This window comes from Veillonella sp. CHU110 (assembly GCF_003992255.1).
Taxonomy (GTDB): domain Bacteria; phylum Bacillota; class Negativicutes; order Veillonellales; family Veillonellaceae; genus F0422.
Genome location: NZ_RQVA01000018.1, coordinates 27,414 through 40,487 on the forward strand (window position 1 = coordinate 27,414; position 13,074 = coordinate 40,487).

Below are 13,074 nucleotides of genomic sequence, written 5' to 3' on the forward strand. Positions count from 1 at the left end.
AGTAGAAAGGATATATATGTTACTTGATATTAAAAATTTAGCAGTTACCTATGGAAATAATCCGAAGCCAACAATTTCTGGGGTGAACTTGACCTTGGAAGAGGGAGAGATTGTTTCCATTGTTGGGGAATCTGGTAGTGGTAAAACTACAGTCATCCGTGCACTGCTTGGCGTATTGCCAAATACAGGTCGGGTATCAGAAGGAAGCATCACCTTTGATGGACAAGATCTATTGGCCTTTTCAACCAAAGATTGGTTAGATTTACGAGGCAATCATATTGCTATGATTTTCCAAGATAGTGGCAATATGATGAACCCTATTCAAACGATAGGCAAGCAATTCGTAGAGTTCATTCAATTACATAGTACAATGTCGAAACAAGAAGCTGAGACAAAAGCGATTGAGATGTTGGCCCGTACAAACTTGCCACATCCTGAAGCGATTATGAAGTCCTATCCATTTGAACTCAGTGGCGGCATGCGCCAACGTGTAGGGATTGCGATGGCAATTACATTCTCTCCTAAACTATTGCTAGGTGATGAACCGACATCGGCTCTAGATGTAACGACACAAGCACAAATTGTAGAAGAATTATTACGTATCAATCGTGAAAATAAAACATCTATGATTATTGTGACTCACAATATCGGTGTAGCGGCTCACATGTCTGATAAAATCATGGTCATGAAACAAGGGGCTGTGGTGGAATATGGTACAGCTGAGGAAATCATTCGTAACCCACAAGCAGAGTATACGAAACAATTGCTCAATGCAGTGCCAGAAATAGGAGGAAAACGCTATGTCTGAGATTATTATGCAAATTCAAGATATTGTGAAAGAATTTCCTCTTGCCGATGGTTCCACCTTGCGTGCTTGTAATGGTATTTCTATCGATGTGGAAAAGGGGAAAACCCTAGCTATCGTAGGCGAATCTGGCTGTGGTAAATCTACGTTGGTAAAAACAATCATGAACATGCATGAACCTACTTCTGGATCGGTTATGTTTCGCGGCAAGGATATTACGAAATTAAAAGGCGAAGAAAAACGCCAAAACTATCGTCATATCCAAATGGTATTTCAAGATCCAACAGCTGCTTTTAATCCAAAGATGAAAGTACGTGACATCATCTGTGAACCGTTGCGTAATTTTGGATTAATCAATAAAGCTGATGTGGATGCAAAAGCTAAAGAGTTGTTACAAATGGTAGACCTACCAGAAGACTTTGCTGGTCGCTATCCGAACAATATGAGTGGTGGACAACGGCAACGTGTGGCCATTGCTAGAGCCTTAGCATTAGAACCAGAAATTATCGTCTGCGATGAAGCCACAAGTGCTCTTGACGTATCTGTACAAGATACGATTATCGAGCTATTGGTGCGTTTGCAAAAAGAGAAAGGTATTACCTACTTATTTATCTGTCATGATTTGGCACTAGTCCATTTATTCTGTCACAAAGTTGTGGTCATGCATAAAGGGGAAGTAGTGGAACGCCTCAATGGAGATGCCTTAGCAGAAGCACAGCATCCGTATACAAAACAATTATTAAGTGCGGTTTATAACTTAGATCGGTAATCAGTTGGCGATAGCAATATTCAACAACTGAATAGATTGTTTTGCAAAGTAGTACAAAATCTATGAATAATGGATATTTGTTAAACATGAATACTTTTTGATATAATGATTGCATCAAAAGGTGTGTAAATAGAATGTTTCAAGGGGAGCGCCGTAAGGGGCTCCTCTTTTTTATGAGGGTACTATGGAAGAACGATTGACCTATAAAGACTATTTAAAAGTGACGATTCCATTTATGATTTCTACGGTGACTCAACCTTTATTAGGCGCTGTGAATACTGGGATTATGGGGCATATGGACAATGCAATGTACATTGCAGCTGTAGCCCTAGGAGTTATCTTATTTAACAATATGTATTGGCTCTTTGGATTCTTGCGGGTAGCAACCACTGTATTTTCTGCACAGGCTTTGGGAGAACAATCGAAGGAAAGTACATCCTTAAGTTTTTTTCGCCCTCTCATCATTGCCTTGCTGATTAGCGTGGCCTTTATTATTGGCTATCCTTGGATATTTGATTACTATGCAAGTTTTATGCATCCCGACCCAGAGGTGATTGCCCTGATGGCGGATTATACAGATATTTTAATCTGGGGAGCTCCCTTTGTATTGGTTAACTACGTTACCTTAGGATGGCTCATGGGACAGATGATGATACGCGCCACTATGATTATGCAAATTTCAATGAACGTGCTCAACATTGTGTTGTCTTTTCTCTTTGTCTTTGGTTTTGATTTCGGTGTGAAAGGGGTCGCTTGGGCGTCCTTGATTTCCCAAATCTATGCGTCCTTAGTAGGGCTAGGTGCTATGTATTTAGTACGTGAGCGATTAGACTTAACTTCCCGTATGTGGAGCACATTGAAACAGGTGAAACCATTCCTATCTATTATGAAAGTCAACACAGACCTTATGCTTCGTACATTTTGTTTATTGACCATCAACAATTTGTTTGCTAAAGCAGGCAGTGCTATGGGCAGTGATGTGTTAGCCACGAATGCAGTCATCTTGGAGATTATCTTCATCATGGCATACTTCACAGATGGACAGGCCAATGGGGTTAGCGTATTTACAGGCAAAGCTTTTGGAAAACGAGACTTGGTGCTTTGGAAAGATACCTTGAAAATTTCCTTAGTCTGTTTAGCCGTGTACGTGGTGATCGTAGAAGTGGTGTTAGGATTATTCCGTAACGATGCCATTATGCTTATGACCTCAGTACCAGAGATTTACACGATGGCCTTGGAATATTCCCATTATCTATTGCTCTATCCTATCTGTGCAGCAGTAGGCTTATTATTATATGGTATGTACAATGGTATCGGTCAGACTGCATCTGTCCGGAATATGATGTTTATTGCGGTTATCTTCTTCGTGGGTATGCAAGAATTGCTTATCCCTCTATTTGGTAATGACGGCATATGGATGACTTATGTGCTCACGTACCTATTAGAATCTATCATTTTAGTGTTGTTCTTGCCGTTAGCAAAAAAACGGTTTTCCTTGTCGGTGTAGTATATTTCTGATGAAGGTTGCTATTTTACAAAGTATCGTAATCGATAGTAGATGGATGCTTTATATTCTAGTTGGCACATACTATGAAGAATATCTTAATGATAAGTAAAAAGGTATACAGTTGATGTTATAATAACAAGGCGCTACCGATGAGCGAGTATGCTCAAGGTAGCGCCTTGTTGTATGTACGGAATTATTCGTGTTGATGTTCTAAGATCAATGGCTCTGTAATATGGTAAAAGTACCGTGACATATCTTCGATAGAGTACTGGCGATTTGTTTCTAACCACCATAGGACCATTTCCACGAAGGATCCTGCAATATGGTTAGAAATGAAATCATGAGGGATATTATTATGTGGACATGTTTGGTTGTTTAAAAAATGACTTTGGATGAGTTCTTTTAAACTATTCTTGAAGTGGCGAAGGAAGAGTTCATTACTTTCACAGGAAAGTAGGCCTAAAATATTATTGTCATTATCCTCTAAATGCTGCAAGATGTGGAGGAAGATGGCCTCCTTGATATGGCTGTTTTTGTATAAACCATGAGCATGAGAGAAGTCTGAAGCAGTATCGATAATATGCGAGAATAGTTCTTGACATAGAGCTTCTAATAAATCCTCTTTCGTTTCAAAATGGGCATAAAATGTGCTGCGCCCAATCAGGGCTTCATCAATAATGTCTTGCACGATGATAGAGTTGTAATTTTTATGTTCTAAAAGCCTTACAAAGGCATCAAAAATGGCTTTTCTAGTTTTTACTTGTCGCTTATCCATCGTTTCTCCTTACACATATGAATCAAACAAAATGAGATACTTGTTCAATATTGGATACTTTTTTATATATGTTCTGTAAATAACAAAATAGAAAAAGTGATTCTTGTAAATTTTCTCAATTCCCTTATACTAGTAGTATATCATAAGTAACAAAGTGTTTCATATCTTTGTATATATGAATATATCATAAGATAATGAGTTGAAAGAATCCATGGCTATATCATAGACGGTTATGGAACTCATTAGTGGTATAGACTGTTAAGGAGAGAGGATGTGTTCTTATGTTAGAACGAATTGATACGATGTTAAGTAGCACTGCAACGACAGTGATTACAGGAGCCATGTTTTTAGCCATTGTTTTGCACACTTCATTTGATGTGCCTAGTTGGATTCATACATCTTGGATAACTGTGATGACATACCAAGCAGGTCTATAGTTGTAACATACATTTTCTTGTGGTATACTAATCTTATAATTGAATAAATTCGATATAATAGATCGATTCGATGAAAGGAGTATAACATGAAAGAAATTTTAGGTTTCCATTTACATCATTGTCCATATTGCGCTAACGCATTCCGCGCTATTGAAGAACTTCAAGCAGAGAACCCTGCTTTCAAAGATATCAAGATTAACTGGGTAGAAGATCAAGATGCAGTGGAATTGTTCAAAACACATCCATATGAATACTATCCAAATTTATGGTTCGACTTGGACAAACAATATGAAGCGCAACCAGGTGAAAGTTACGAACAAACAAAAGTATTGATCAAAGCTGTGTTCGAAAAAGCAATTCAATAGAACTGTTGATTTCACTTTGCTGAAAAATACTATATAATAAGAGCAGATGCCATTACGTGCATCTGCTTTTTTCAGATATAGGCCGCAGTCTTGAGTAGGCTGTGGAAGGAGGATATATGTTAAATTTTGTTGCCTTAGACTTTGAAACGGCTAATGAAAGTAAAAATAGTGCTATCTCTTTGGCGGTTGTCACCGTAGAAGATGGTCGTATTACAAAACGTGGATACAGTTTGATTAAACCACCGGTGATGCAGTTCAACCAAGAGTTTATCGGCATCCATGGTATTCAACCAGAAGAGGTGCTCAATAAACCCACATTTGACCAATTATGGCCGGCTATTTACAACAATCATTTAAAAGGAAAACTATTAGTGGCTCACAATGCCAAATTTGATATTGATGTATTGCGAGCTACCTTAGATCATTACAATATAGAGTGGCCGGATTTAGAATATACTTGTACCGTACGTATTACGCGCAAAGTATGGCCAGATCTTGTGAACCATCGACTCAATACATTGGGTGGCTTTTTAGGTATTACTTTTAATCATCATAATGCCCTCGATGACTCTGAGGTGTGTGCAAAAGTTGCCATCGCCGCAGCGAAAGAAAAACATGTGGACTCATTGAAGGGCTTATTACATGTGCTCAACATGAAGACCGATTCGTTTATCACAGATGAACGACGGGCCCAAATGGAAGTCAAACAAAGCGGTACACAAGACGCATTCTTTTAGTTTGCTATAGTATCTACTAAGGCGATGCATAGGTAAGGAAAGTTTATATATCTATTACATTTAGTGATACCATTGGATGATGTATCCCTAATAAGCGCCCCATATGATGTACACATAATCTATGGATCATTAGAATTTTATACAAATCACACCAAAGTAATAAGGAACCGGTGCCATATTCCCTTGAACGAACATTCAGAATGCAGTGAGAGAAGGGGGATGTGGCGCCGGTTTTGTATCTAATAAGGAAAAATTGTGATAAAAATCATGCTGCTCATCAGATTATGAGTAAATCATATAACTTATTATTTAATTAAGTATTGAAAAAAATGTTAAAATATGAAAGAATAGAACTATATAAAAAATTATCCTTATAGTAATTAAATTATAAATCCATAGATAGGAGGTATTCCATGTCGGAATTACGCTGGAATCCTTTACTGCGGACTTGGACAATGGTCGCTTCAAACCGTAAAGCACGCCCAACGATGCCAAAGGATTGGTGCCCATTCTGCCCAGGTATTAATAAGAAAGTCCCTGCAGAGTATGATGTGTTGAAATATGATAATGATTTTCCTGCCTTGACGCAAACGCCAGAGGTACCATATGAAGATGGCAATGATTTTTACAAAAGCCAAGAGAACTATGGGAAATGCGAAGTTATCTTATACTCTCCAGAGCACACTGCTAAATTTTACGAACTATCGGAAGAACACATTGTTAAATTGCTAAACCTCATCAAAGAGCGTCATAGCGAATTAGCAAAAGATGAAAAGATTAAATATATTTATCCTTTTGAAAATAAAGGTGAAGCGGTAGGCGTAACGATGCCTCATCCGCATGGTCAATTATATGGTTACTCCTTTGTACCACAAAAATTACAAGTGGAGTTAGAGAGTGCCAAAGATCATCATCATGAGCATGGAGAATGCTTATTCTGTAAGATGAATCAAGTAGAGAAGGAAAAGGATGCTCGTATTGTGGGTGAAAATGACTCCTTCTTGGCGTATATTCCGTTCTTTACAGATTATCCATATGGTGTATTCGTAGTTCCTAAACGACATATGAATTACATTACAGACTGTAATGAAAAAGAAACGAAAGATTTGGCGCACATGTTAAAAACATTAACGGAAGCCTTTGATCGTTTGTTCGATATGCCATTCCCATATATGATGGTATATCACCAAAATCCAGTGAATAGTTCTGAATATGAAGGTCATGAAGAATATTATCACTTTAATATTCAATTCTACCCACCATTCAGAGAAGCAAATAAAATCAAATACTATGCATCTTCAGAAATGGGAGCATGGGCAGCAGCCAATACGAGTGCTGTAGAAGAAACAGCGCCAGAATTGCGCAAATTATATAGTGAGGTTGAACAATCTAATGGTTAAAGAAGAACTACAACAGCGATTTCTTTCCTTTTTTGGAGAGGGTCCTGGTGATGTACACTGTTACTTTGCTCCAGGTCGAGTAAATGTAATTGGTGAACATCAAGATTATAACGGTGGACATGTATTCCCAGCAGCATTAAAAGTGGGTATCCACGGAGCTATTCGTTTACGCGAAGATAGTAAAGTACGTTTACACTCTGATAACATGGAAAAAACTGTGATTGTCGATGTAAACGAACAGTTCCAATACAATATTGAACACGATTGGGCTAACTATCCATTGGGAATTATCCAATTTTTAAAAGATAAAGGACATACAGTGCCAGGCATGGATATTTACTTTAATGGTAACTTACCAGCAGGAGCAGGTTTGTCTTCTTCCGCATGTATGCTAGATTTGACTGGATATATGTTGCTTTCAGAGTTGGGATTGACACCGATTGATCGAACTGAACTAGCTAAAATGGCCATGCATGTAGAATATCATTTTGTGGGTGTAAAAGTAGGCATCATGGATATGTATGCCATTGCTCATGGTAAAGAAGGCCATGGTGTACTATTGGATTGTACAAAAATGGAACGCAAATTAGTTCCTTTAAACTGGCATGGCTATACATTGATCATTATGAATACGAATAAACAACGTGGTCTTGTAGACTCTAAGTTCAACGAACGCAAAGGCCAATGTGATGCAGCCCATGAAATCATTCAAAAGCATAAAGATATCTCTGGATTAGCATTAGCTACACTAGAGGATTTAGACTATATTACCGATGATGTGTTACAACGTCGAGCACGCCACGTTATTACTGAAAATCTACGGGTTTTAGAATTCATGAAGGCTTTGGAAGCTGCTGATTTAACAGGTATTGCCCATTGCTTGAATGAGTCTCATAGATCCTTGCAAGTAGATTTTGAAGTAACAGGAAAAGAATTAGACACGATTGTTACTATTGCACGCGCTCAAGAGGGATGTATTGCGTCTCGTATGACAGGTGCAGGATTTGGTGGATGTGCAATTGCCCTTGTAAAAGATGAACACGTAGAGGCTTTTATGAGAGCTCTTCCAGAAGAGTACGAGAAACAAATTGGTGTTACCCCTAGTCTATACATTGCAGATATCGGTGATGGGGTGTATTCGATGTAAAGGAGATAGAATCATGGTAAAGCCGCAGATTAGCAATGATGAAATAATTTTGAATTACATCAGGCGTCATGGCCCTGTATCAAAGGCATTGATTGCTAGACAGACTAAGATAACTCCTCCTACAGTGACTAACATTTGTGCGAATTTGATTCGACAAGGGTTGGTCTATGAAGATCGTCAAGAACGGTCTGCCTTGGGAAGACCATCTATGTTGTTGGGCTTTAACACCGATATTGAAACTATCTTGATTGTACATGTTAGAACCCATGCGATTGTGTATTATGTGACGACGGTGGGTCAGCGTATTTTATATCAGGCTGAGACGTCTATCATTGGATGTACGGCAGATGAAATTATGCAACATATGTATAAAGGTATGCAGGAACTCTTCAATGGGGACTATCAAATCAAAAGCATTGGCTTGATTTTACGAGGCCCTGTAGATTCTAGTAAAGGAATTTCTATTTATTCACCAAATGGAAAGTGGAATAATATTCCTTTCAAATATATCTTAGAAGAACGATTCCATGTACCTGTATATGTAGAAAACGATGTTCGTTGTTTATCAACGGGTGAATATTATTTTGGCAGTGGTAAAGAGATGGATAACTTAATTGTCCTTAAGTTTAGTTATGGGTTAGGAGTGTCCTTGATTTACCACGGTGAGCTGTATCGTGGAGTGAACGATAGTGCTGGCGAAATAGGCTATGGTGTGATACGGTTGGATCAAGAAGGCAATGAAGTTCGTTTAGAAGACATTGCATCAGAGACATCGATTCACAGGTATGTGATGGAACAAATGGAGAAGGGCCGATACACATCGGTACAAGATAATCCATTAGTGACCAGTAAAGCCTTTCGCGTTGAGCCTATTTATGAAGCGGCAGTAGAAGGGGACGAAGTGTGTTTGGAAGCTTTATCTCGGGTAGGCCATTACCTCGGTATTGCACTGGCGAATATTGCGAATTTATTTAATCCAGAACGGATTATTTTAAGTAGTGCTATGGGCAATGCAGTAGGTGTGATGGATCCTATATTACGAGGAGTGTTAGAACGCAATTCGTATAAGACTCATGCGATTAATCTTGAGTATTCTGGCAATGGTTCTTATTATACATTGCTAGGAATGATTGATATCGTGAGTGCAAAACGAGCTGAAGAAGCTTGGTTAGGGTAGGTACCACGACTAGACAACTAGTCTTATAGGTATAGAGGATATCTAATTAAGGAGGATATTATTATGAAACGATCTTGGAAAGCAGCGTTGCTAGCATCAGCAGCAGTAGGTGCACTTGTGTTAGGTGGTTGCGGAAGCGATCAAGGAGCAAGCGGTGACAAACCTCAAATTGGGGTTGCGATTTACAAATTTGATGACACTTTCATGAGTGGCGTACGTGCAGAAATTGACAAAGCCGCTAAAGATAAAGCGAAAGTGGATATTGTAGACAGCCAAAACTCTCAACCAACACAAAATGAAAAGATTGACTTATTCATCAATAAGAAGTACAAAGCAATCGGCGTTAACGTTGTAGACCGTACAGCAGCAGGCGTTATCATTGATAAAGCTAAAGCAGCTAACATTCCATTGGTATTCTTAAACCGTGAACCATTGAAAGAAGATATGGCTAAATGGGACAAAGTATACTATGTAGGCGCAAAAGCTGAACAAAGTGGTGAAATGCAAGGTAAAATCTTGGCAGATTACTTCAAAAAACATCCAGAAGCATACCATAGCAATGATGGTGTTATTCACTATGTAATGATTACTGGTGAACCAGGTCACCAAGATGCGGTACTTCGTACACAATACTCTGTAGAATCCCTTAAAAAAGAAGGTATGAAAGTTGAAGAATTAGCTAGCGATACAGGTATGTGGGACCGCGTTAAAGGTCAAGAAAAAATGGCAGCGTTCTTGAGCCGTTACGGCGACAAAATCGATGCTGTTATCTGTAACAATGACGACATGGCATTAGGCGCTATCGAAGCATTGAAAGCAGCAGGTTACTTCACAAATGGCAAATACATTCCAGTAGTAGGCGTTGACGCTACAACTCCAGCAGTACAAGCGTTGAAAGACGGCACATTATTGGGTACAGTATTAAACAATGCTAAAAAACAAGGTCAAGCTGTATTCAATCTTTCCTATGTGTTAGCTAAAGGCGAAACACCAAATAAAGACAATACAGGTTTTGAGATTGTTGACGGTAAATATATTTGGGTACCTTACGAAATCGTAACGAAAGAAAATGCGGATAAGATTTTAGGTGACAAATAAGAAAATGCAGTAAGGGGGCATTTTGCCCCCTTAATTATCTGATTAGTAGGAGGAAAATGTATGGGCGAGTACATATTAGAAATGCGCCAAATTACGAAGGAATTTCCTGGCGTAAAGGCCTTGGATAATGTCACTTTCAAAGTCCGACCAGGCACCGTACATGCTCTAATGGGAGAGAATGGCGCGGGAAAGTCTACTCTTATGAAATGCCTGTTCGGTATTTATAAGCCTGATCAAGGGGACATTGTCATTGACGGCGAAGTAGTAGAAATGACAGATTCCCGAAAAGCTCTTGGAATGGGAATTTCCATGATCCACCAAGAGTTATACCCTGTGTTACAGCGGAATGTTATGGAAAACTTATGGTTAGGTCGATTCCCAACCAAAAAAATTGGTCCTTTCAAATTTGTAGACCATAAAAAGATGAAAGAAGACACACTAGCATTGTTTGATGAAATCGATGTAGACATCGATCCAGAACAATTAGCTGGTGATTTATCTGTTTCTAAGCTACAAAATATTGAGATTGCAAAAGCAGTATCTCATCAATCTAGAATTATTGTTATGGATGAACCTACCTCTTCTCTAACAAGCGATGAAGTAGAACATCTTTTCAAAATCATTAACTCCTTACGCAAAAAAGGGGTTGCAATTATATATATTTCTCATAAAATGGAAGAAATCCTACGCATATCTGATGAAGTAACGATTATGCGTGATGGTCAATATATAGGAACTTGGCATGCTGATGAATTAACAACTGACCTGATCATTCAACGAATGGTAGGTCGTGAAATGACGCAGTTATTCCCTGAAAAAACCAATACTCCATCGGAAGAAGTACTTCGCGTGGAAAATTTGACATCTATACACCCACACTCTTTTAAAGACGTAAGCTTCTCTCTTCGTAAAGGTGAAGTACTTGGCGTAGGTGGTCTTGTAGGGGCACAGCGTACAGAAGTTATCGAAGCATTATTTGGACTCAGAGGCCTTCAAGAGGGTAAGATTTACCTGCACAATAAGGAAGTGCACATCCGTCATCCACGAGATGCGAAAAAATTGGGTATGGCATTGCTTACAGAAGAGCGCCGTACAACAGGCATCTTCCCGATGCTCACCATTGTAGATAATACGACAATGGCGGCGTTGCCAAAATACGAGAATAAGTTTAAATTGTTAAACGACAATAAACGACTAGACGATACAAAAGAGGGTGTTGCCTCCTTGCGAGTAAAAACACCATCTACTGAAACAAAAATTCAAAGTCTTTCTGGTGGTAACCAACAAAAAGTATTGATTGCCCGTTGGTTAAATACGAATCCAGAAATCCTACTCTTAGATGAACCGACACGGGGTATCGACGTAGGAGCGAAATATGAAATTTACTCCATTATTAATGAACTGGCTAGTGCTGGTAAAAGTATCATTATGATTTCCTCAGAAATGCCTGAGTTATTGGGTATGAGTGATCGCATTATGGTTATGAGTAATGGATATATGAGTGGCATCTTAGATGCACATGAAGCGACAGAAGAAAAAATAATGGAACTAGCGACAGCTGGTTTAGTCTAGGAGGTATCGTATGAGCCAAGGTAAATTAGGAAAGTTTCTTTCCCAGAATATTATCTATTTGGTACTAGTAGTACTAGTAGCGGCTATTTCTATGTATAGCCCGAACTTTTTATCCGTCACAAGTTTTCGTGATATTTTGATTCAATCTTCCCCACGTGTTATTATTGCGTTGGGTTCTGCTATGATTTTGATCACCGCAGGTTGTGACTTGTCTGCAGGTCGTGTGGTTGGTTTGACTGCTGTGGTATCTGCATCTTTAACACAATTGCCAGATTATCCACGTCCGTTCTTTGAACATTTACCAGAACTACCATTGATTTTACCAATCGTGATTGCTATCGTGGTGGGTGCTATCATCGGTTTAGTATCTGGCGTCATTGTAGCGTATTTAAAAATTGTACCATTTATTTCCACACTAGGTACTATGGTTATTACCTACGGTATTTGTTCCTTGTACTTTGATATGGAACCAAATAACTCTCAACCAATCGGCGGTTTGCGTCCAGAGTTTACGCAAATCGGTACAGGTTCATTAGACCTAGGATTTATGACGATTCCATACATTGTTATTATCGCCGCAGTGATTTCTTTAATCATGTATGTGGTATATAATAAAACAATTCTTGGTAAAAATATGTTTGCCATTGGTGGTAACCCACAAGCAGCTGTCGTATCTGGCATCAATGTGGCAGTAACGTTAGTGATTATCTACGTTATCGCTGGTGCTTTGTATGGCGTAGGTGGTATATTAGAAGCAGCCCGTACAGGTGGTGCTACTAACAACTATGGTAATATGTACGAGTTAGATGCTATCGCAGCATCTGTTGTAGGTGGTGTATCTATCACAGGTGGTATCGGTACTGTACCTGGTATCATCGCAGGTGTATTGATCTTCACAGTTATCAACTACGGTTTAACATTCGTTGGTATGGGACCATACTGGCAATTGATTATCAAAGGTTTAATCATTGTCGTAGCGGTTGCTTTCGACGTACGTAAATCTATGGGCCGTAAATAATTTTATACTGAAATCATTAGCCCTCGGCTTTCACAGGATTGTGAAAGTCGGGGGTTTTCTGTTGCCCTCAATGTTGAGAGATTAGCTTAAAACTCATTGCAGTATCTTGTAATGAGTTTTTGTAATAATTGAAATTATAGAATATTTTTCAAATAAGTTCTGCAAAATGTATATAATCAAACAAATGTAAATTATTACCCAAACGAAAAAGTTATGTGAATTGCATATTATATATTTCGTGAATTTTATAAATTATGAATATATCTT

General features: G+C 38.6%; 13 protein-coding genes. 12 read left to right on the forward strand and 1 reads right to left on the reverse strand.

The window, feature by feature from the left end:
• The first annotated feature begins 16 nt into the window (after positions 1-16).
• The 3 genes from EO122_RS07385 (at position 17) to EO122_RS07395 (ending at position 3,081) form a co-directional block, all read left to right on the forward strand.
• The gene (locus EO122_RS07385; RefSeq protein ID WP_127010019.1) at positions 17-808 is read left to right on the forward strand and encodes an ABC transporter ATP-binding protein; all 792 of its coding nucleotides are present in this window, start codon (positions 17-19) and stop codon (positions 806-808) included.
• Complete coding sequence (locus EO122_RS07390; protein ID WP_127010020.1) at positions 801-1,574, forward strand: ABC transporter ATP-binding protein; 774 nt, start codon at positions 801-803, stop codon at positions 1,572-1,574. Before EO122_RS07385 ends, EO122_RS07390 begins: the two co-directional genes overlap by 8 nt.
• 184 nt (positions 1,575-1,758) lie before the next feature.
• Positions 1,759-3,081: an MATE family efflux transporter gene (locus tag EO122_RS07395; RefSeq protein ID WP_127010021.1), complete on the forward strand. Its 1,323-nt coding sequence runs from the start codon at positions 1,759-1,761 to the stop codon at positions 3,079-3,081.
• Positions 3,082-3,274: 193 nt separating this feature from the next.
• Here EO122_RS07395 and EO122_RS07400 read toward each other — a convergent pair whose 3' ends face one another.
• Positions 3,275-3,856 carry a TetR/AcrR family transcriptional regulator gene (locus EO122_RS07400; RefSeq protein WP_127010022.1) on the reverse strand — a complete coding sequence of 194 codons (582 nt, stop codon included), beginning with the start codon at positions 3,854-3,856 and terminating at the stop codon, positions 3,275-3,277.
• Between the two features lie 281 nt (positions 3,857-4,137).
• On the opposite strand from EO122_RS07400, the gene EO122_RS08245 reads away from it, so the two are divergent.
• From EO122_RS08245 to mglC, 9 genes are all read left to right on the forward strand, one after another.
• Positions 4,138-4,293: an amino acid adenylation domain-containing protein gene (locus tag EO122_RS08245; RefSeq protein WP_164725991.1), complete on the forward strand. Its 156-nt coding sequence runs from the start codon at positions 4,138-4,140 to the stop codon at positions 4,291-4,293.
• A gap of 86 nt (positions 4,294-4,379) precedes the next feature.
• Positions 4,380-4,658 (forward strand): glutaredoxin, encoded by a 279-nt coding sequence (locus tag EO122_RS07405; RefSeq protein ID WP_127010023.1) that lies wholly within the window; start codon positions 4,380-4,382, stop codon positions 4,656-4,658.
• A gap of 116 nt (positions 4,659-4,774) precedes the next feature.
• Complete coding sequence (locus EO122_RS07410) at positions 4,775-5,395, forward strand: 3'-5' exonuclease (RefSeq protein WP_126937708.1); 621 nt, start codon at positions 4,775-4,777, stop codon at positions 5,393-5,395.
• A 413-nt stretch (positions 5,396-5,808) separates the two neighbouring features.
• Positions 5,809-6,795, forward strand: coding sequence for a galactose-1-phosphate uridylyltransferase (gene galT, locus EO122_RS07415; RefSeq protein WP_127010024.1), 987 nt, complete (start codon positions 5,809-5,811; stop codon positions 6,793-6,795).
• Positions 6,788-7,942: a galactokinase gene (locus tag EO122_RS07420; protein ID WP_127010025.1), complete on the forward strand. Its 1,155-nt coding sequence runs from the start codon at positions 6,788-6,790 to the stop codon at positions 7,940-7,942. The genes galT and EO122_RS07420 overlap by 8 nt, the downstream gene beginning before the upstream one ends.
• Before the next feature lie 13 nt (positions 7,943-7,955).
• Positions 7,956-9,119, forward strand: coding sequence for an ROK family transcriptional regulator (locus EO122_RS07425; RefSeq protein WP_240632679.1), 1,164 nt, complete (start codon positions 7,956-7,958; stop codon positions 9,117-9,119).
• A gap of 63 nt (positions 9,120-9,182) precedes the next feature.
• Positions 9,183-10,217 (forward strand): galactose ABC transporter substrate-binding protein, encoded by a 1,035-nt coding sequence (locus tag EO122_RS07430; protein ID WP_127010026.1) that lies wholly within the window; start codon positions 9,183-9,185, stop codon positions 10,215-10,217.
• Positions 10,218-10,277: 60 nt separating this feature from the next.
• Positions 10,278-11,789, forward strand: a complete 1,512-nt coding sequence (locus EO122_RS07435; protein ID WP_127010027.1) for a sugar ABC transporter ATP-binding protein — start codon at positions 10,278-10,280, stop codon at positions 11,787-11,789.
• Between the two features lie 10 nt (positions 11,790-11,799).
• Positions 11,800-12,807, forward strand: coding sequence for a galactose/methyl galactoside ABC transporter permease MglC (mglC, locus tag EO122_RS07440; protein ID WP_127010028.1), 1,008 nt, complete (start codon positions 11,800-11,802; stop codon positions 12,805-12,807).
• The last annotated feature ends 267 nt before the right edge of the window (positions 12,808-13,074 follow it).

Coding starts and splice junctions, on each gene's coding strand:
- EO122_RS07385 (WP_127010019.1), top strand. CDS start 17: ATGTTACTTGATATTAAAAATTTAGCAGTTACCTATGGAAATAATCCG.
- EO122_RS07390 (WP_127010020.1), top strand. CDS start 801: ATGTCTGAGATTATTATGCAAATTCAAGATATTGTGAAAGAATTTCCT.
- EO122_RS07395 (WP_127010021.1), top strand. CDS start 1,759: ATGGAAGAACGATTGACCTATAAAGACTATTTAAAAGTGACGATTCCA.
- EO122_RS07400 (WP_127010022.1), bottom strand. CDS start 3,856: ATGGATAAGCGACAAGTAAAAACTAGAAAAGCCATTTTTGATGCCTTT.
- EO122_RS08245 (WP_164725991.1), top strand. CDS start 4,138: ATGTTAGAACGAATTGATACGATGTTAAGTAGCACTGCAACGACAGTG.
- EO122_RS07405 (WP_127010023.1), top strand. CDS start 4,380: ATGAAAGAAATTTTAGGTTTCCATTTACATCATTGTCCATATTGCGCT.
- EO122_RS07410 (WP_126937708.1), top strand. CDS start 4,775: ATGTTAAATTTTGTTGCCTTAGACTTTGAAACGGCTAATGAAAGTAAA.
- galT (WP_127010024.1), top strand. CDS start 5,809: ATGTCGGAATTACGCTGGAATCCTTTACTGCGGACTTGGACAATGGTC.
- EO122_RS07420 (WP_127010025.1), top strand. CDS start 6,788: ATGGTTAAAGAAGAACTACAACAGCGATTTCTTTCCTTTTTTGGAGAG.
- EO122_RS07425 (WP_240632679.1), top strand. CDS start 7,956: ATGGTAAAGCCGCAGATTAGCAATGATGAAATAATTTTGAATTACATC.
- EO122_RS07430 (WP_127010026.1), top strand. CDS start 9,183: ATGAAACGATCTTGGAAAGCAGCGTTGCTAGCATCAGCAGCAGTAGGT.
- EO122_RS07435 (WP_127010027.1), top strand. CDS start 10,278: ATGGGCGAGTACATATTAGAAATGCGCCAAATTACGAAGGAATTTCCT.
- mglC (WP_127010028.1), top strand. CDS start 11,800: ATGAGCCAAGGTAAATTAGGAAAGTTTCTTTCCCAGAATATTATCTAT.